18 protein-coding genes and 1 pseudogene are annotated in these 18,894 nt (G+C 54.1%); 16 read left to right on the top strand and 3 right to left on the bottom strand.

Translation table 11 applies throughout. The features are described from left to right. Window positions 1-557: 557 nt before the first annotated feature. Complete coding sequence (locus tag DD606_RS03310) at window positions 558-1,061, bottom strand: non-heme ferritin-like protein (RefSeq protein ID WP_003859685.1); 504 nt, start codon at window positions 1,059-1,061, stop codon at window positions 558-560. 502 nt (window positions 1,062-1,563) lie between these two features. Between DD606_RS03310 and DD606_RS03305 the strand changes: the two genes are divergently transcribed. The 6 genes from DD606_RS03305 (at window position 1,564) to otsA (ending at window position 8,364) form a co-directional block, all read left to right on the top strand. Next, window positions 1,564-2,121 carry a DJ-1/PfpI family protein gene (locus DD606_RS03305; RefSeq protein WP_045329949.1) on the top strand — a complete coding sequence of 186 codons (558 nt, stop codon included), beginning with the start codon at window positions 1,564-1,566 and terminating at the stop codon, window positions 2,119-2,121. 316 nt (window positions 2,122-2,437) lie between these two features. Then, complete coding sequence (gene araF / locus DD606_RS03300; RefSeq protein WP_003859687.1) at window positions 2,438-3,427, top strand: arabinose ABC transporter substrate-binding protein AraF; 990 nt, start codon at window positions 2,438-2,440, stop codon at window positions 3,425-3,427. A gap of 71 nt (window positions 3,428-3,498) precedes the next feature. Then, window positions 3,499-5,013, top strand: a complete 1,515-nt coding sequence (araG, locus tag DD606_RS03295; RefSeq protein WP_023324891.1) for an L-arabinose ABC transporter ATP-binding protein AraG — start codon at window positions 3,499-3,501, stop codon at window positions 5,011-5,013. Window positions 5,014-5,027: 14 nt separating this feature from the next. Next, window positions 5,028-6,008, top strand: a complete 981-nt coding sequence (gene araH, locus DD606_RS03290; protein ID WP_003859689.1) for an arabinose ABC transporter permease AraH — start codon at window positions 5,028-5,030, stop codon at window positions 6,006-6,008. A gap of 153 nt (window positions 6,009-6,161) precedes the next feature. Next, on the top strand, window positions 6,162-6,965 hold the full coding sequence (gene otsB / locus DD606_RS03285) for a trehalose-phosphatase (protein WP_003859690.1): 804 nt from the start codon (window positions 6,162-6,164) through the stop codon (window positions 6,963-6,965). Beyond that, window positions 6,940-8,364, top strand: a complete 1,425-nt coding sequence (gene otsA / locus DD606_RS03280; RefSeq protein WP_003859691.1) for an alpha,alpha-trehalose-phosphate synthase — start codon at window positions 6,940-6,942, stop codon at window positions 8,362-8,364. The genes otsB and otsA overlap by 26 nt, the downstream gene beginning before the upstream one ends. 15 nt (window positions 8,365-8,379) lie before the next feature. Here the strand turns inward: otsA and uspC are convergent, their stop codons facing one another. Further along, window positions 8,380-8,808 (bottom strand): universal stress protein UspC, encoded by a 429-nt coding sequence (gene uspC / locus DD606_RS03275; RefSeq protein WP_003859692.1) that lies wholly within the window; start codon window positions 8,806-8,808, stop codon window positions 8,380-8,382. A 796-nt stretch (window positions 8,809-9,604) separates the two neighbouring features. Here uspC and flhD point away from each other — a divergent pair. From flhD to cheW, 6 genes are all read left to right on the top strand, one after another. Then, window positions 9,605-9,955, top strand: a complete 351-nt coding sequence (gene flhD, locus DD606_RS03270; protein ID WP_003859693.1) for a flagellar transcriptional regulator FlhD — start codon at window positions 9,605-9,607, stop codon at window positions 9,953-9,955. Between the two features lie 2 nt (window positions 9,956-9,957). Then, complete coding sequence (gene flhC / locus DD606_RS03265; RefSeq protein ID WP_003859695.1) at window positions 9,958-10,536, top strand: flagellar transcriptional regulator FlhC; 579 nt, start codon at window positions 9,958-9,960, stop codon at window positions 10,534-10,536. Window positions 10,537-10,659: 123 nt separating this feature from the next. Next, window positions 10,660-11,547: a flagellar motor stator protein MotA gene (gene motA, locus DD606_RS03260; protein ID WP_003859696.1), complete on the top strand. Its 888-nt coding sequence runs from the start codon at window positions 10,660-10,662 to the stop codon at window positions 11,545-11,547. After that, window positions 11,544-12,473 (top strand): flagellar motor protein MotB, encoded by a 930-nt coding sequence (gene motB / locus DD606_RS03255; protein WP_003859697.1) that lies wholly within the window; start codon window positions 11,544-11,546, stop codon window positions 12,471-12,473. The genes motA and motB overlap by 4 nt, the downstream gene beginning before the upstream one ends. A gap of 4 nt (window positions 12,474-12,477) precedes the next feature. Beyond that, entirely contained in the window at window positions 12,478-14,487 is a 2,010-nt protein-coding gene (cheA, locus tag DD606_RS03250) for a chemotaxis protein CheA (RefSeq protein ID WP_003859698.1), read from the top strand. 19 nt (window positions 14,488-14,506) lie between these two features. Then, the gene (gene cheW, locus DD606_RS03245) at window positions 14,507-15,010 is read left to right on the top strand and encodes a chemotaxis protein CheW (RefSeq protein WP_003859699.1); all 504 of its coding nucleotides are present in this window, start codon (window positions 14,507-14,509) and stop codon (window positions 15,008-15,010) included. Window positions 15,011-15,055: 45 nt separating this feature from the next. Here the strand turns inward: cheW and DD606_RS03240 are convergent, their stop codons facing one another. Further along, window positions 15,056-16,315 carry a dicarboxylate/amino acid:cation symporter gene (locus DD606_RS03240; RefSeq protein ID WP_003859700.1) on the bottom strand — a complete coding sequence of 420 codons (1,260 nt, stop codon included), beginning with the start codon at window positions 16,313-16,315 and terminating at the stop codon, window positions 15,056-15,058. A 425-nt stretch (window positions 16,316-16,740) separates the two neighbouring features. Here DD606_RS03240 and DD606_RS03235 point away from each other — a divergent pair, with 425 nt between their 5' ends. The 4 genes and pseudogenes from DD606_RS03235 to DD606_RS03220 all read left to right on the top strand — a co-directional run. Continuing rightward, window positions 16,741-17,313 (top strand): spore coat protein U domain-containing protein, encoded by a 573-nt coding sequence (locus DD606_RS03235; RefSeq protein ID WP_003859701.1) that lies wholly within the window; start codon window positions 16,741-16,743, stop codon window positions 17,311-17,313. A gap of 7 nt (window positions 17,314-17,320) precedes the next feature. Next, window positions 17,321-17,869, top strand: coding sequence for a spore coat U domain-containing protein (locus tag DD606_RS03230; protein WP_032609535.1), 549 nt, complete (start codon window positions 17,321-17,323; stop codon window positions 17,867-17,869). Between the two features lie 16 nt (window positions 17,870-17,885). Beyond that, complete coding sequence (locus tag DD606_RS03225; protein ID WP_045329898.1) at window positions 17,886-18,647, top strand: molecular chaperone; 762 nt, start codon at window positions 17,886-17,888, stop codon at window positions 18,645-18,647. Continuing rightward, window positions 18,623-18,894 (top strand): annotated as a pseudogene (locus tag DD606_RS03220) (fimbrial biogenesis outer membrane usher protein); the annotation flags it as partial. The gene DD606_RS03225 and the pseudogene DD606_RS03220, both read left to right, overlap by 25 nt.

Below are 18,894 nucleotides of genomic sequence, written 5' to 3'. Positions count from 1 at the left end.
TGTAATTAAACAAATCATTACACGATGTATGGTTATTCATTGGGAGCAAGATCTGATTTGTTAAATGTCAGCAAAAGCAGGGAGTTGGTACCCACTCCCTGACGGGCTGAGGGATCCCCAGTAATTTGAAAGCAAAAGCGATAACGTTGCCTTCAGAATAACTGAAGGCTTTCAGCGATGTCTCGGTCCGGCTGTAAATCGCTGAGGCGTTTCCTGTAGGCCGGGGCGAGGCGCAGGGATGCGCCGAGAGGGCGGGCTTTACAGGGATGTTACCTCCGCCCGTCCCCGATAAGCCGGAAGGAATAAGCCGAAGGTACCGCGAAGCGGCGATTTTCCGCCGGAAGCCCGGGTCGCCAGGGTGGTGGCGACTGAGCCACCCTGGCACGTTCACCGGTTATGCCGTGACAGAGTAGCAAGGAACATAAAGTGAACGGAATGACCACCAGAGCCGTATGTTCCCCCTCACCCCAGCCCTCTCCCTCAAGGGAGAGGGGGCCGTCTGTGCAGGCATTATTTTGTGGGGAACTCTCAGCCCTGACGGGAGCGGGTGAAGGGACTTAGTGGTGTTGCACGGTAGCTATGTCGAGAAGATGGCGGTCCGTCTGCTCCAGACAAATCCCCGCACGTTTCGCGTTGCGGATTTCATCTGCGAGCGTCTTCAGCAGCATGCCATCCTGCTGCTGCTCTCTGTCCATATCGCGTAAAAACGTGAGGGTAATGATGTCCTGTTGCGCTTTGGCTTCATCAGCCAGTTTGCTCAGCTTCGCACAGCGTTGCTCATACTCTTCGAGCGTTTTCTGGAACAGTTCTTCCAGAGAAGTGTAATTATCTTCAATCGTTTCAAGCTCTTTGACGGTAGGGTTTGCCCCGACAGCTTTCAAAAAGTTAAAGACACGCATCATGTGCGTGACGTTACTTTGCGCCTGAGTACGAAAGAAGGTGGCAGTGCCGTTGAGGCTTTTTCTGGAACACCACGCGCTCAAATGCAGATGCAGATTTGAAGCATAAAACTCCAGGTTCATCTGGGCATTCAGTTTTTGCATCATCGTTTGGGTAGTCATTCTCATATCCTTATTGACTGTGGGACTTGATGTCCGCTACTTAACCTGACCCGGCAGGTATTGACGATTGAATGGCAGAAATAGATTTCTGCAAGGTAAAAACTCGAAAATTCACTTCCTGTGTTCGATTTAAATAAGCATACGCTTCTCTTCGACTTAAGAAAACTCTTAATTAGGCTGTGTTTACCATAGATTACAAATTTAAATATAGCCCAGAATAGAAAGAAGGTTACAAGATTGATAATTATATAACATGTTGATTTAAAAGGGTGTAAAATTAATTTTGCTCATTTTTATCGTTTCAGGAAACGTTCTTTGGCGGGAAATTCTGTAAAAGTGATAAATCATAAATAATATTTGCAAATATATCCTGTCGTATCAAATTTGAGCTAAATCATTTTTCACTCAATATACGGTTCTGTGATCGCGGCGCAAGATTGTGTTCTGATAACGCGAGAAAATGAAACAATGTTTTACATTGTTTCATTCGTTGAGGTTTATGATGGCTAACGTTGCGGTGCTGCTGGCACCTGGTTTTGAAGAAGCAGAAGCAATTATCACTATTGATATTCTGCGGCGTTTACAGATTGAGGTGGAGACGCTGGCCTGCGCGGAGTCCCGTGCGGTAGTGAGTTACCATAATATCCCCATGGTGGCTGACAGTACGTTAACGGAGCGCATTAATAGGCTGTATGACGCGGTCGTGTTGCCCGGTGGGCCGCAGGGGAGCGTCAATCTTGCTGCTAACCAGGAGGTGATCCGCTTTGTTTCCGCGCATGACGAGCACGGCAAACTTATCTGCCCGATCTGCTCTGCGGCCGCGCGGGTGCTGGGCGGTAACGGGCTACTGAAGGGGCGCCGCTACGTCTGTTCCGGCGATCTGTGGCAGAGCGTTGATGATGGAGTATATGTAGATGCGCCGGTCGTGGAGGATAATAACCTCATCAGCGGCAAGGGGCTGGGGCACGCTTTTGACTTTGCGCTGACGCTCTCTGCTCGTTTGTTGGGTGACGACACCCCCGTGCGCGATCATGCTGAACACATCTATTACCGCTGGTAAATTTTCTGCCGGACGCTAAGGCGTCCGGGTTACAGGGATTTCTTAGCTGACCTTATGGATAATCCTGCTTAACTCCTTTCCATTTGTAGGACAATTACGTCCTTTTTTATGTCATTTTCCGCTGAATTTATGTACGCAATTACTGTAATTCTGCGGTGTGATGTCGCTCTCTTATGGATGATTAATTTCCCGCTAAAACTATCTCCAGCAATAACGCTTATAACAAGGTAAGCGCTAATGCCTTGTTTTAAGTCCGATTAAATAAGTTGTTCGCCATTATTCCCTACAGATAAGAATGCTTAAGCTGGAGTTTACCATGCACAAATTTACTAAAGCGCTGGCGGCCATCGGCCTGGCTGCCGTTATGTCACAATCCGCTATCGCTGAAAATTTAAAGCTCGGTTTTCTGGTTAAACAGCCTGAAGAACCGTGGTTCCAGACCGAATGGAAATTTGCTGATAAAGCCGGAAAAGATTTGGGATTTGAGGTAATTAAAATCGCCGTACCTGACGGTGAGAAAACGCTGAACGCCATTGATAGCCTGGCGGCCAGCGGTGCGAAAGGTTTCGTTATCTGTACGCCGGATCCAAAACTGGGGTCAGCGATTGCCGCGAAAGCGCGCGGTTACGACATGAAAGTGATTGCGGTGGACGATCAGTTCGTGAACGCCAAAGGTAAACCGATGGATACCGTTCCGCTGGTAATGATGGCGGCCACTAAAATCGGTGAGCGTCAGGGCCAGGAGCTCTATAAAGAGATGCAAAAACGCGGCTGGGATGTCAAAGAGACCGCCGTGATGGCCATTACCGCTGACGAGCTGGACACCGCCCGTCGTCGTACCACCGGGTCCATGGACGCCCTGAAAGCGGCTGGCTTCCCGGAAAAACAGATCTACAAAGTCCCGACCAAATCCAACGATATTCCGGGCGCCTTTGATGCGGCAAACTCCATGCTCGTCCAGCATCCGGAAGTGAAGCACTGGCTGGTGGTGGGGATGAACGACAACACCGTACTGGGCGGCGTGCGTGCAACGGAAGGCCAGGGCTTTAAAGCACCGGACGTGATCGGGATCGGCATTAACGGCGTTGACGCCGTGAGCGAACTGTCTAAAGCGCAGGCGACCGGCTTCTATGGCTCACTGCTGCCAAGCCCGGATGTCCACGGCTATAAATCCAGCGAAATGCTCTACAACTGGGTGACCAAAGGGGCTGAACCGCCGAAATTCACTGAAGTGACCGATGTGGTGCTGATCACCCGCGATAACTTCAAAGAGGAGCTGGCGAAAAAAGGACTGGGCGGTAAGTAATACGCTGTGATTGCGCCCCTCCCTCACCGTGAGGGGCCAGACGTACACACTACAGGACTCACGGAGTCGTTATGCAACAGTCTGATCCGTATCTCTCTTTCCGCGGCATCGGTAAAACGTTCCCCGGTGTAAACGCGCTGACCGATATCAGCTTCGACTGCTATGCCGGCCAGGTTCACGCCCTGATGGGGGAGAATGGCGCGGGAAAATCCACGCTGCTAAAAATTCTCAGCGGCAACTACACGCCCACCACCGGCACGCTGGCTATTCGCGGCGAAGAGGTGGCCTTTGCCGACACCACGGCAGCATTAAATGCGGGCGTCGCCATCATCTATCAGGAGCTGCATCTCATTCCTGAAATGACCGTGGCGGAGAACATCTATCTGGGCCAGCTTCCGCATAAAAGCGGCGTGGTCAACCGCTCGCTGCTCAATTATGAAGCGGGCTTGCAGCTCAAGCACCTTGGGCTGGATGTCGATCCGCAAACGCCCCTTAAGTATCTCTCCATCGGCCAGTGGCAGATGGTGGAAATTGCCAAAGCGCTGGCGCGTAACGCCAAAATTATCGCCTTCGATGAGCCAACCAGCTCGCTCTCGGCGCGTGAAATAGAAAATCTCTTTCGCGTGATCCGCGAGCTGCGCAAAGAGGGCCGCATCATTCTGTACGTTTCTCACCGTATGGAAGAGATTTTTGCCTTAAGCGATGCCATCACCGTGTTTAAAGATGGACGCTACGTGCGCACCTTCACCGATATGCAGCAGGTTAATCACGATCAGCTGGTGCAGGCGATGGTCGGACGCGATCTGGGGGACATTTACCACTGGAAACCGCGCGAGTATGGCCCGGAGCGTCTGCGTCTGGATAACGTCAAAGCCCCAGGCGTGCGCACGCCCATTTCACTCTCGGTGCGCAGCGGCGAAATCGTCGGGCTGTTTGGCCTTGTGGGGGCAGGGCGCAGCGAGCTGATGAAAGGGCTGTTTGGCGGGACGCGCATAACCCTGGGCCAGGTTTTCGTCGACGGGAAAAAGGTCGATATTCAGAAGCCTGCGCAGGCGATTAACGCGGGGATTATGCTCTGCCCGGAGGATCGAAAGGCAGAGGGCATTATTCCGGTGCACTCGGTGCGCGACAACATCAACATCTCTGCCCGGCGCAAGTTCATCCGCGCGGGATGTCTGATTAACGACGGCTGGGAGGCGAGCAACGCGGATCACCATATCCGTTCGCTGAACATTAAAACCCCCGGCGCTGAACAGCTGATCATGAACCTGTCCGGCGGTAACCAGCAAAAAGCCATTCTGGGGCGCTGGCTATCGGAAGATATGAAGGTCATTTTGCTGGATGAACCAACGCGCGGTATTGACGTGGGGGCGAAACACGAAATCTATAACGTCATCTATGAACTGGCAAAACGTGGTGTGGCGGTCCTGTTCGCCTCCAGCGATCTGCCCGAGGTGCTGGGCGTCGCCGACCGCATTGTAGTGATGCGTGAAGGCGAAATTGCCGGTGAATTGCTGCATGAACAGGCGAATGAACAACAGGCGTTGAGTCTCGCCATGCCTAAAGTTAGCCAGGCTGTCGCCTGAGTAAGGAGTCAATGATGTCCTCTGTTACTACATCCGGAGCGCCGAAGTCGGCTTTCAGTTTTGGCCGCATCTGGGACCAGTACGGCATGCTGGTGGTCTTTGCTGCCCTCTTCGTCGCCTGCGCGATTTTTGTGCCGAACTTCGCCACGTTCATCAATATGAAGGGGCTGGGGCTGGCTATCTCCATGTCCGGCATGGTGGCCTGCGGAATGCTGTTCTGCCTGGCTTCCGGTGATTTTGACCTGTCGGTCGCCTCGGTGATTGCCTGTGCAGGCGTCACCACTGCCGTGGTGATCAACATGACCGAAAGCCTGTGGATCGGCGTGCTGGCCGGGCTGCTGCTCGGCGTGTTGAGCGGCCTGGTGAACGGGTTTGTCATTGCGCGCCTGAAGATTAACGCCCTGATTACGACGCTGGCGACCATGCAAATCGTGCGCGGTCTGGCCTATATCATCTCCGACGGCAAAGCGGTCGGGATCGAAGACGAGCGTTTCTTCACTCTGGGCTATGCCAACTGGCTGGGGCTGCCTGCGCCAATTTGGCTGACGGTAGGCTGTTTGATCCTGTTCGGTTTCCTGCTCAACCGCACCACCTTTGGCCGAAATACCCTGGCGATTGGCGGCAATGAAGAGGCGGCGCGTCTGGCGGGTGTCCCGGTCGTACGGACCAAGATCATTATCTTCGTGCTTTCCGGGCTGGTATCGGCGGCGGCGGGGATTATTCTGGCGTCGCGCATGACCAGCGGCCAGCCTATGACCTCCATTGGTTATGAGCTGATCGTCATCTCAGCCTGCGTTTTGGGGGGCGTTTCCCTCAAGGGCGGCATCGGAAAAATCTCATATGTGGTGGCGGGGATCCTGATTCTGGGGACCGTAGAGAACGCCATGAACCTGCTCAATATTTCTCCGTTCTCTCAGTACGTCGTACGCGGCCTGATCCTGCTGGCAGCGGTGATCTTCGACCGTTACAAGCAAAAAGCGAAGCGTACCGTCTGATTTATTTTTAGCCACTAACCTGCTCAACTATTAACCATAGTTGACCCCCTGACCGGCCCGCCAGTTTTGTTGACGGGCCGGTTGCTAAATGGCGAGCACCGTCACACTGTCTATACTTACATGGCTGTTTTGTTCACTGTAAGGAGGATTAGGGTGGCTGACTTGTTAACCGCACCGCCTGTATTGCCCGGAAAATTTGCTTTCTTTTTTGACCTCGACGGGACGCTCGCCGGGATTGAACCGCATCCGGATGACGTTGTTGTACCGGACACGGTGTTAGAGAATTTGCAGCAGCTCTCCCGACAGAACGAGGGGGCACTGGCATTGATTTCAGGGCGCTCAATGGCCGAGCTGGACGTGCTCGCCAGTCCTTATCACTTTCCGCTGGCCGGTGTGCACGGAGCGGAGCGCCGCGATATCCATGATCAACTGCATATAGTTTCACTCCCCGACACGCTGATTCAGGCGCTGCATGCGCAACTCTCTTCGGCTCTGGAAATGCTTCCCGGTACGGAACTGGAAGCCAAAGGCATGGCTTTTGCGCTGCACTACCGTCAGGCGCCCCATCATGAGGCGGCGATATTTTCGATAGCAAGAAGCGTGGCCGAAGCCCATCCGGAGCTGGCGTTACAGCCGGGTAAATGTGTGGTCGAGATTAAACCGGCAGGAATTAACAAAGGCGCTGCCATTGCAGCGTTTATGGCGGAAGCGCCGTTCAAAGGGCGTACGCCAGTCTTTTTTGGGGATGACCTGACCGACGAGGCCGGGTTCAGGGTGGTAAACCAGGCCCAGGGCATGTCTGTCAAGGTTGGATCTGGTGAAACCATTGCCGGATGGCGGCTGGATAATGTCGCCAGCGTCTGGCAGTGGATATCTGACGTCGCTAACCAGCAACAACAACAAATAGCGCAAAACAACGGGAGAAATCATTATGGGTCGCTTAGTCGTCGTCTCTAATCGCATCGCACCGCCGGATGATAAAAAAGCCAGTGCCGGTGGCCTGGCGGTCGGGGTATTAGGTGCCCTCAAAGCCGCGGGTGGTCTCTGGTTTGGCTGGAGCGGGGAAATCAGTAACGAAGAGAAACCGCTAAAAAAGGTGTCACGGGGCAATATCACGTGGGCCTCCTTCGCCCTTAGCGAGAAGGACTATGATGAATATTATTCCGAGTTCTCAAACGCCGTGCTGTGGCCAGCGTTTCACTATCGTCTGGATCTGGTGAAATTCCAGCGTGAATCCTATGAAGGCTACATGCGCGTCAACGCGCTGCTGGCAGATAAACTACTGCCGCTGATCGAAGAAGACGATATCTTATGGATCCACGATTATCATCTGCTGCCCTTCGCCAGGGAGTTGCGGAAACGGGGTGTGAATAACCGAATCGGTTTCTTCCTGCATATTCCGTTCCCGACCCCGGAGATCTTTACGGCGCTGCCGCAGCACGAGGAGATCCTGGAGGCGCTGTCAGATTACGACCTGCTCGGTTTCCAGACGGAAAATGACAGGCTGGCCTTCCTCGACAGCGTGTCGGGCAAAACCCGGCTGGTCACTCACGGCGGTAAATCTCATACTGCGTGGGGACGAAATTTCCATACCGAAGTCTACCCAATCGGTATTGAGCCAGACGAAATTGCCGAGCAGGCCTCCGGTCCGCTGCCGCCGAAGCTTGCCCAGCTCAAGGACGAACTCAAGCACGTTAAGAATATCTTTTCGGTTGAACGACTGGATTATTCCAAAGGGTTGCCGGAGCGATTCCTCGCCTATGAAACCCTGCTGGATAAATTCCCGCAGCATCATGGCAAGATCCGCTACACCCAGATAGCGCCGACCTCGCGCGGTGAGGTTCAGGCCTACCAGGATATTCGTCACCAGCTTGAGACCGAAGCAGGGCGCATCAACGGGCGCTATGGCCAGCTCGGCTGGACTCCACTTTTCTATCTGAATCAGCATTTTGAGCGCAAAATCCTGATGAAAGTGTTCCGCTATGCGGACGTCGGGCTGGTCACGCCGCTGCGCGACGGGATGAATCTGGTGGCAAAAGAGTATGTAGCAGCACAAGATCCTGCTGACCCGGGCGTGCTGGTGCTGTCCCAATTTGCCGGTGCGGCAAACGAGTTAACCTCAGCGCTGATTGTGAACCCTTACGATCGCGATGACGTGGCAAATGCCCTGAATCGCGCGTTAACCATGCCGCTTGCGGAACGCATTTCACGTCATTCGGAAATGATGGAGACCATCGTTAAGAATGATATCAACCGCTGGCAGGCGCGTTTTATTGACGATTTGCGCGCGATCCAGCCGCAAAGTCAGGAAGGTGATCTGCAAAAAAAGATCGCGACCTTCCCTAAACTCGCCTGATTTCCTCCGGGGGCATTAATTGCCCCCGAGAGGCACCAGCAGGACATCCACCTGGCTTGACGAAACGATGGATTTTGCCGAGCATGCCGCCCGGGAAAAAAAGCTCTGGTTATGATTTCCGCAAATGACCAAATCAATATTCTGTTTCCGACAAATGTCGAGAATATGTTCACTTAATTCCCCGGTGGCAATCACCGTCTGATGGACAGGATAGTTTGCCCGCTCAACCAGCTCGCGCAGAAATTGCTGCGTTTCTTCCTGAAGAACCTCACGAATATCTTCCAGCATAGGCGCTGCCAGTTGGTTATACATTTCGGGTTCAGCTGCCAGGGTGATCAGACTTATGCGGGCGTTGTTCGGGCGGGCAATGGAAACTGCACGGGCGACGAGTTGATGACTTTCTGGGGAAACCGCAACAGAAACAAGAAGATGGGAGTAACTCATCACACACTCCTTTTATGTCAGAATGACACGTTTCTCAAGCTTTACCGCGAATCTGCCGCTTCTGCAAGAGGTACATGCGACAATAGTGTGAACCTTATCATAATTATTCATTAATTATTCTTATAAGAAGAATAACGAAATGGCGGCGCTAAATGAAAGTAATTAACAACTTAACGTAAATCACACATTTAGCCTTCCGTGCTGTTAAATCGCGTTAACCGATCGTCAACGCAAGCGTGATGCTGACCCCTGGAAGCTCCTGTCTCGAATTGAAAGCTTAACCTGCTGTTTTTACTTAATTAACTCTGGCTGTTCCCTGACGTTCGCGCCCGTTCAGACGCGGAAGGGCAGCGCTTCTCCGACATAGCAATTTTCATACCCGATCCACTCATCCCTCTGCATGAGTATTCGTTCCACAAGAATATAACCAAGCTTTGGTTGCTCAATAAATAGTCAAATTACAAGTCATGCTGATGGATTTATGGGTTACATTCGCGTAAATTATGTGACGAAGATCACATTTTTTTTAAATTCCAGGGGGGGCTGCATTGTATGTGTCAAAACTGACGAGTAGAGTTTGCGTCGAATTAGGAAAAATCTTAGTTATTTGTAAGAAAAGATAAAATGTGTAACCGACATTTTGGCCATGTTAACCGGTCACGCGCTTTACGACGTACAAACCTAAATTCAACTATGCATTTGGCCTTTTCTTTTTATACCGGGTGATTTCCCGGCGACATCACGGGGTGCGGTCTTTCCGCATAAAAATAATAGTTGGTTATTCGGGATGGGAAAAATGCATACATCCGAGTTGCTAAAACATATTTATGACATCAATTTGTCGTATTTATTGCTCGCGCAGCGTTTGATTAGTCAGGACAAACCGTCAGCGATGTTTCGTCTGGGTGTTAACGAAGAGATGGCAACCATGCTGGGTGGATTAACCCTCCCGCAAATGGTCAAGCTGGCTGAAACCAATCAACTTGTCTGCCAGTTCCGTTTTGATAACCCGCAGACCATTACGCGTCTGACTCAGGAATCTCGCGTGGACGATCTGCAACAAATCCACACCGGTATTCTTCTCTCCACCCGTCTGCTCAACGAAATCAGCCAGCCTGATGACGTAGCCCGGAAGAAAAGGGCTTAACAATGAGCGAAAAAAGCATTGTTCAGGAAGCCCGTGATATCCAGCTGGCAATGGAACTCATCACGCTGGGCGCGCGTTTACAAATGCTGGAAAGCGAGACGCAGTTGAGCCGTGGTCGTCTGATCAAGCTGTACAAAGAACTGCGTGGTAGCCCGCCGCCAAAAGGCATGCTGCCGTTTTCCACTGACTGGTTCATGACCTGGGAGCAGAACATTCATGCTTCCATGTTCTGTAACGCCTGGCAGTACCTGCTTAAAACGGGCTTATGCAGCGGCGTTGATGCCGTGATCAAAGCCTACAAACTTTACCTTGAGCAATGCCCGCAGCAGGAAGAGGGACCTCTGCTGGCGCTGACCCGCGCCTGGACGCTGGTGCGTTTTGTTGAAAGCGGCATGCTTGAATTGTCGCGCTGCAACTGCTGTGACGGCAATTTTATTACCCACGCGCATCAGCCTGCGGGCAGCTTCGCCTGTAGTTTGTGCCAGCCTCCATCCCGAGCCGTAAAAAGACGTAAACTTTCCCGGGATGCTGCCGATATTATTCCACAACTGCTGGATGAACAGATCGAACACGCTGTTTAACCCGAACCTGTGGGCAAGATTCCAGCAGCGGTAAGCGATTACCGCTGCTTTTTTTTACCCTGCGTTCAGGTCTCGCGCTCGAAATGAACGTCCTGCCATAGTCACTAGCGGAAGGATGATGTCGTGCTTATCTTATTAGGTTACCTGGTAGTTCTCGGTACAGTTTTCGGCGGTTACATGATGACCGGCGGGCACCTTGGAGCACTCTATCAACCGGCTGAACTTGTCATCATCGGCGGTGCAGGGGTAGGGGCTTTTATCGTTGGTAACAACGGTAAATCGATCAAGGGCACGCTGAAGGCGATTCCGCTGCTGTTTCGTCGCTCGAAATACACCAAAAGCATGTATATGGATCTGCTGGCGCTGCTCTATCGCCTGATGGCGAAGTCACGTCAGCAGGGGATGTTCTCGCTGGAGCGGGACATCGAAAACCCGAAAGAGAGCGAAATTTTCGCCAGCTACCCGCGTATTCTGGCCGACGCGATGATGCTCGATTTTATCGTCGATTACCTGCGCCTGATCATCAGCGGCAACATGAACACCTTCGAAATTGAAGCCCTGATGGACGAAGAGATTGAAACCCATGAGAGCGAATCCGAAGTGCCGGCCAACAGCCTGGCGCTGGTGGGCGACTCGCTTCCGGCGTTTGGCATCGTGGCGGCGGTAATGGGCGTGGTACATGCCCTGGCCTCGGCGGATCGCCCGGCGGCTGAACTGGGCGCGCTGATTGCCCACGCGATGGTGGGGACGTTCCTCGGTATTTTACTGGCCTACGGCTTTATCTCCCCGCTGGCGAGCGTGCTGCGCCAGAAGAGCGCCGAAACCACCAAAATGATGCAGTGCGTGAAAATTACGCTGCTCTCAAACCTCAACGGTTATGCCCCGCCGATCGCCGTCGAATTTGGTCGTAAGACGCTCTACTCCAGCGAACGTCCGTCGTTTATCGAACTGGAAGAGCACGTGCGCGCGGTGAAAAACCCCAACCAACAGACGACAACTGAGGACGCATGAAAAACCAGTCCCATCCGATCGTCATCGTAAAAAAGCGCAAGCATAAGGGGCACGGGCACGGTTCTCACGGCTCCTGGAAGATCGCGTACGCCGACTTTATGACCGCCATGATGGCGTTCTTCCTGGTGATGTGGCTGATCTCCATCTCCAGCCCGAAAGAGCTTATCCAGATTGCGGAATATTTCAGGACGCCGCTGGCGACGGCGGTCACCGGCGGGCCGCGCATTTCGAACAGCGACAGCCCGATCCCCGGCGGCGGTGATGATTACACCCAGCAGCAGGGCGAAGTGAAAAAACAGCCTAACATCGACGAGCTGAAAAAACGAATGGAGCAGGCGCGCCTGAAAAAACTGCGCGGTGACCTGGATCAGCTGATTGAAGCGGACCCTAAGCTGCGCGCACTGCGTCCGCATCTGAAAATTGACCTGGTACAGGAAGGGCTGCGTATTCAGATCATCGACAGCCAGAACCGGCCGATGTTTAAAACCGGCAGCGCCGATGTCGAGCCCTACATGCGCGATATTCTGCGTGCGATTGCACCGGTACTGAACGGTATTCCTAACCGCATTAGCCTGTCCGGACACACGGATGATTTCCCGTACGCCACGGGAGAGAAAGGATACAGCAACTGGGAGCTTTCTGCCGATCGCGCCAACGCCTCGCGTCGCGAGCTGGTGGCGGGTGGGCTTGATGATGGCAAGGTCCTGCGCGTGGTCGGCATGGCTGCAACCATGCGCCTTACCGACCGCGGACCGGATGACGCCATCAACCGTCGTATCAGTCTTTTAGTGCTGAACCAGCAGGCGGAGCAGGCCATCCTGCATGAAAACGCCGAAAGTCAGAATGAGTCACTGGACGATTTAAAACAGCCTGGGGCCGTCCCTTCGGCTGCCGTTCCAACATCGCCACCAGCCAATCCGAGGTGATAGCGTGAGCATGGATATTACCGATTTTTACCAGACATTTTTTGATGAAGCCGACGAATTGTTGGCCGATATGGAGCAACATTTGCTGGATCTGGTGCCCGAGGCGCCGGACTCAGAACAGCTCAATGCCATCTTCCGTGCGGCGCATTCCATTAAAGGCGGAGCCGGAACGTTTGGATTTACCATTTTGCAGGAAACCACCCATTTAATGGAAAACCTGCTGGATGAAGCACGACGCGGTGAGATGCAGCTCAATACCGACATTATCAACCTGTTTTTGGAAACGAAAGATATTATGCAGGAACAGCTCGACGCCTATAAAAGTTCGGCAGAGCCTGATGCCGCCAGCTTTGAATACATCTGCAACGCGCTGCGTCAGTTAGCGCTGGAAGCCAAAGGTGAGGCGTCTGCGCCCGCTGTCCCTGCGGCAAAATTGAGCGTTGTTGACGCCGTGGCCGAACCCGCTACGGCGCCTGACGCGCCCGCAGGAAAACTGCGCGTGGTGCTGTCACGTCTGAAGGAGAACGAGGTCAACCTGCTGGAAGAGGAGCTGGGGAACCTGGCGACGCTCAGCAACGTGGTGAAGGGCAAAGACAGCCTGGCCGCGACGCTTGACGGCGGAATCGGTCAGGATGACATCGTGGCAGTGCTGTGCTTCGTGATTGAAGCGGATCAGATTGCGTTTGAAACCGAGGCGGCGGCAGTTGAAGCGCCAGCTCCGGCAGAGAATACCCCTGCGGTAGTTGCCGCTGCCCCGGCACTGAAAGCCGTGCCAAAAGAGACGGCTGCCCCGGCCCGCGGTGAAAAACCGGCGGCGCGTTCCAGCGAGTCCACGAGCATTCGCGTGGCGGTGGAGAAAGTGGATCAGCTAATCAACCTGGTGGGTGAACTGGTGATCACCCAGTCGATGCTGGCCCAGCGTTCCAACGAGCTGGACCCGGTGACTCACGGCGATCTCATCACCAGCATGGGCCAGTTACAACGTAACGCCCGCGATTTGCAGGAATCGGTGATGTCCATCCGCATGATGCCGATGGAATATGTCTTCAGCCGCTTCCCGCGCCTGGTGCGCGACCTGGCCGGCAAGCTCAACAAACAGATCGAACTCACGCTGATGGGCAGCTCCACCGAGCTGGACAAGAGCCTGATCGAACGCATTATCGACCCGTTAACGCACCTGGTGCGTAACAGCCTCGACCACGGCATCGAGCTGCCGGAAAATCGCGTGGCAGCCGGAAAATCGCCCGTGGGCAACCTGATCCTGTCAGCGGAACATCAGGGCGGCAACATCTGCATCGAAGTGACCGATGACGGCGCGGGCCTGAACCGCGAGCGCATTCTGGCGAAGGCGATCTCGCAGGGAATGGCGGTCAACGAAAACATGACGGACGAAGAAGTGGGCATGCTGATTTTTGCCCCGGGCTTCTCAACCGCAGAGCAGGTCACCGACGTTTCCGGCCGTGGCGTGGGCATGGACGTGGTGAAACGTAACATTCAGGAGATGGGCGGTCACGTTGAGATCCAGTCTAAGCAGGGTGCAGGCACCACGATTCGTATCCTGCTGCCGCTGACGCTGGCCATTCTTGACGGCATGTCCGTTAAAGTGGCGGACGAAGTCTTTATTCTGCCGCTGAACGCGGTGATGGAGTCCCTCCAGCCGCGTGAAGAAGATCTGCATCCGCTGGCGGGCGGGGAGCGCGTGCTCGAAGTACGCGGCGAGTATCTGCCGCTGGTGGAACTGTGGAAAGTGTTCGAAGTGGACGGGGCAAAAACCGAGGCCACGCAGGGTATCGTTGTGATCCTGCAAAGCGCCGGACGCCGCTACGCGCTGCTGGTTGATCAGCTGATTGGTCAGCATCAGGTGGTGGTTAAGAACCTGGAAAGTAACTACCGCAAAGTGCCGGGGATCTCTGCTGCCACCATCCTGGGTGATGGTAGCGTCGCGCTGATCGTCGATGTATCGGCACTTCAGGGATTAAATCGTGAACAACGTGTGGCGAACACAGCCGCCTGATTAAGTAAAAGGTAATAACATGACCGGTATGAGTAACGTAACGAAACTGGCGGGCGAGCCATCGGGGCAGGAATTCCTGGTTTTCACTTTAGGTGATGAAGAGTACGGTATCGACATCCTGAAAGTGCAGGAAATTCGTGGTTACGACCAGGTAACGCGCATTGCGAACACGCCAGCGTTTATCAAGGGTGTGACCAACCTGCGCGGTGTGATTGTGCCTATCGTGGACCTGCGCGTGAAGTTCAGCCAGGGCGATGTGGAGTACAACGATAACACGGTGGTGATCGTCCTGAATCTGGGGCAGCGCGTGGTGGGGATCGTGGTGGATGGCGTGTCTGATGTACTGTCGCTGACCGCAGATCAAATCCGTCCTGCGCCGGAGTTTGCGGTCACGCTGTCGACGGAATACCTGACGGGGTTGGGTGCGCTCGGCGAGCGTATGCTAATTCTGGTGAATATTGAGAAGCTGCTGAACAGTGAAGAGATGGCGCTGCTGGATATTGCGGCGAATCATGTAGCATAAAATGAAGCCGGGTAAGCGTCAGCTCCACCCGGCTCTTTTGTATCCTTACGCCTCCTGCTCCACCAGCTCTGCCTCCGCTTCCCGCGCCCCTTCATTCTGCGACAGCATCGCTGTCGCAATCCCGTTCCCCAGCACGTTAATGGCGGACCGTCCCATATCCAGGAAATGATCAATCCCCATCAGCAGCAGGATCCCGGCCACCGGAATGTTAAAGCTCGGAATGGTTGCCGCCAGCACCACCAGCGACGAGCGCGGTACACCCGCAATGCCTTTCGAGGCCAGCATCAGCGTTAACATCAGCACCGTCACCTCGGTGAAACTCAGGTGAATGTTGTACGCCTGGGCGATAAACATTGAGGCGAACGAGCAGTACACCATGGAGCCGACCAGGTTAAACGAGTAGCCGATCGGCAGGACGAAAGAGGCGATATTCCGTGAACAGCCGAAGCGCGCTAACTGCTCCAGCGTTTTCGGGTATGCCGCTTCAGAGCTGCTGGTGGTAAACGCGACCAGCACCGGATCTTTCAGCATCGCCACCAGACGAAAAATCTCTTTTTTCAGCACCATGTAACCTACCGCCAGCAATACCAGACAGGTCAGAAGGATCGCCACATAGTAACCGCCAATAAACGAGGCATAGTTCAGCAAAATGCCCAGCCCCTGAGTGGCAATGACGGACGAAATTGCGGCAAAAATGGCCAGCGGCGCAACGTACATCACGTAGCCCGTCACCTTCAGCATAATGTGGGAGACCACATCCAGCGCCGCGACCAGCGGGGCGTTGAATTTTTGGCCCAGTGACGCGCCGCCAATGCCGAAGAACATCGAGAAGACCACAATTTGCAGGATCTCATTGTTCGCCATCGCGCCGGCAATGCTGGTTGGAATGGTGTGTGACAGGAAGGCTTTCAGCGACATCCCACTAACGGCCAGGCCGGTATCAACCGTCTCTGTGGGGATGCTCAGGTTCAGACCGCTGCCGGGTTGTTCAAGGGTAACAATAAACAGCCCCACCAGAATGGAAAGCACGGATGAGCTGATAAACCACACCATCGCTTTACCCCCGACGCGCCCAATCGTCGACGTTTCACCCAGCTTCATAATGCCCACCGTCAGGGTGCTGAACACCAGCGGGGCAATCACCATCTTAATCAGCCGCAGGAAAATATCGGTCAGTAGCGTAATGTTCTCCGACCAGGCCTGTATCGCGTCGGACGAAGCATACTCATGGATCGCCGCACCTGAAAGAATACCCGCCAGCATGAAAATCACGATGAAGAGCGTGAGTTTGTTTGCACTTGCCACAAAAAGATCCTCTATGCGCTAAAAGAGTTTCCTGCGTCGATGCATACAACTTTTTTATTTAAGCGCAGGAAAATATTCGAGGCATAAATTGAAGTAAAGCTGCGTGAGTTACAACTTGTTTTTAATTTTTATGAAATTCGTTGTTTTTATCATAACGATATATTGTGATGCAGATCACATTACACGCGATATATCCTCAGATTAAGCAAGAATAATGCCCGTTTTATTTTGCTAACTCTTTGTAATGTTTGTTAATAGTCTGTTAATTGGGGGCGGTGTCTCACCTTCGTTGAAAGTGGTTGAAGCGTGAACCATAAACTAAATTCTCAGTAACCGCGCCGGGGAATGTTTAAGCGGGGCTAACATACTGAACAGTATGAATAAAATATGGCAAGCGGACCATTATTTCTTCTGGAGGGTGGTAAATGAAAAGAAAACTTCTTTTTATCTGCGCGGGTACACTGCTGACGGCGGCGACTGTCGGTCAGGCGCTGGCAGTCACCAGTAGCGGTACTATCGGGGCGACGCTGACGTTGACGAACGGTTGTTTGATCAACGGCTCGCCAACGCAAAACGGCATTAACTTCGGGACACTCGATTTCGGGACCCATCCTGCGACATTCTCCACCCTGACAACCCAGTTAACCGGGGCCAGCGGCGGAAATACCTTTACCATTCAATGTACCACTGCCAGTTACACGGTGGCGATCACCGGCAACACCAACGCGACCGCACCCGGAACCGTTGTCGGCACCCCCGGCACACCCGCCCGATATCTGGTGAACACCGCCAATGCGGCACAGGGCGTGGCATACAGCCTCTATAGCGACAGCGGGTACAACAACGTGATTGCTAACAACGCCGCGTTGCCCGTAGCTTCCACAGCGGGCGGGGTGAACAGCTATACCCTCTACGGGCGCATAACAGGCGGCGGCAATAGCGTAACGGTTGTACCGGGAACCTATACCGACACGATTAACGTCAGCGTCACCTACTGATTCAGCCATGAAGGCATTGTGTTTATGTCTGCGCGAAAGCGCAGAGGGCGTCGTGCACCCTTTTTTGGCCCTGATCGTCGGGCTGATGATGATCTGCGACGCCAGGGCGGTGACATCCCAGTCCTTCAGGGTGAGCGCGACGGTAGTACCAGGATGCTCGGTGAGTACCGGCACGGGCGGGCGCTTTGGGACGCTGGATTTTGGAACCCGCAATGGCGTGGACAACACGCCGGTCAGCACCAGCTTTGTCGCCGACGGCGCGTTGTCCATCGCCTGCACACCGGGTGTGGCGCTAAGTATGAGCATTAACGGCGGTCAGAATTATAGCTCTGTGAGGCGGATGACGCGTTCAGGCGGGACAGAGGTGGTCGGTTACCGGCTCTACAGCAGCAGCTCACTGGCCGCGAACAGTGAAATTGGCGTTAACCAGGCCATACCGATTACCTATACCAACAGCAATAACATCGCGTTGCCTCTTTTTGGCGTCGCGCTCCTGACGGGGTTTAGCCTGCCGGGAACATATTCAGATCAACTCACCGTGACCTTGTCATGGTAGGAAAGGGAGAACATCGATGAAGCCATTTTTCAGGCGATCAGGCCTGGTGGGTCTGTTGGGGGCAACGGCTCTGGCAGCGGGCCAGGCGCAGGCAGCGGCAACCATTCTTTTGTGGCCCATCGATCCGTGGCTTTCGGCAGAGGCGAGAGCAACTGAATTGTGGATCCAGAATCAGGGCAACAGCGCCACGACAATGCAGATACGCATTGTGCGCTGGAAACAGGAGGGCGGATATGAGCGTTACACCGCCCAGCAGGATGTGGTCGCCAGCCCGCCGATCGTGACTATCGCTAAAGGCAGTAAACAGCTTATTCGCCTGATCAAGCAGGGGACGATCCCGTCGGGGGTTGAGCAGGCCTACCGCATTATTGTGGATGAAATTCCCCAGCCGGATGCCAAAGCGGAACCGTCCATGGGCCTCAAACTGCAAATGCGCTATTCGATTCCTTTATTTGTTTATGGGCAGGGGATCCCCACCCTCAACGAAGGGGCACACCACGCGCTGGCGAACACCCAACAGCTGAGCTGGCGGGTCATTCAGGAGGGGGGGAAACCCGCGCTTCAGGTCCGTAATCAGGGGGATGTTCATGTCCGGCTCAGCCAGGTTGCGGTTGAGCAGGGCGGGCAAAAACGCACGGTTGCCGAGGGGCTGCTGGGTTATGTGCTGCCAGGCAGCACCCGAAGCTGGCCGCTTCCGGCAGGGATTTATCAGCCGAACCGGATGAGCGCGCAAATTAATGCCAGGGATACGCAATGGCAATCGACGCCCGTCAACTGAAACCGGCGATGATGATCCTGCTTTGCGTCAGTACCAGCGCCTTTGCCGAAACCGGTGACGACAGTTTACCGCCGCCGCCGGATGCACGGACGATGAACGGCGAAGCAGTATTCCAGCTCGCCCTGGTGCTGAACCACTATGACACGGGTCTGGTGGTGCCGGTGACGCAGCGCGAGGGTGCCTGGTTTATTTCGGGCGCGGATTTGCTCCGCGCCGGGCTGCCGCCCGCGCATGTGCCTGCCGGAGA

Source organism: Enterobacter cloacae complex sp. GF14B (genome assembly GCF_004136805.1).
GTDB classification, from domain to species: domain Bacteria; phylum Pseudomonadota; class Gammaproteobacteria; order Enterobacterales; family Enterobacteriaceae; genus Enterobacter; species Enterobacter hormaechei_C.
This window is presented reverse-complemented; position numbering and strand designations above follow the sequence as displayed.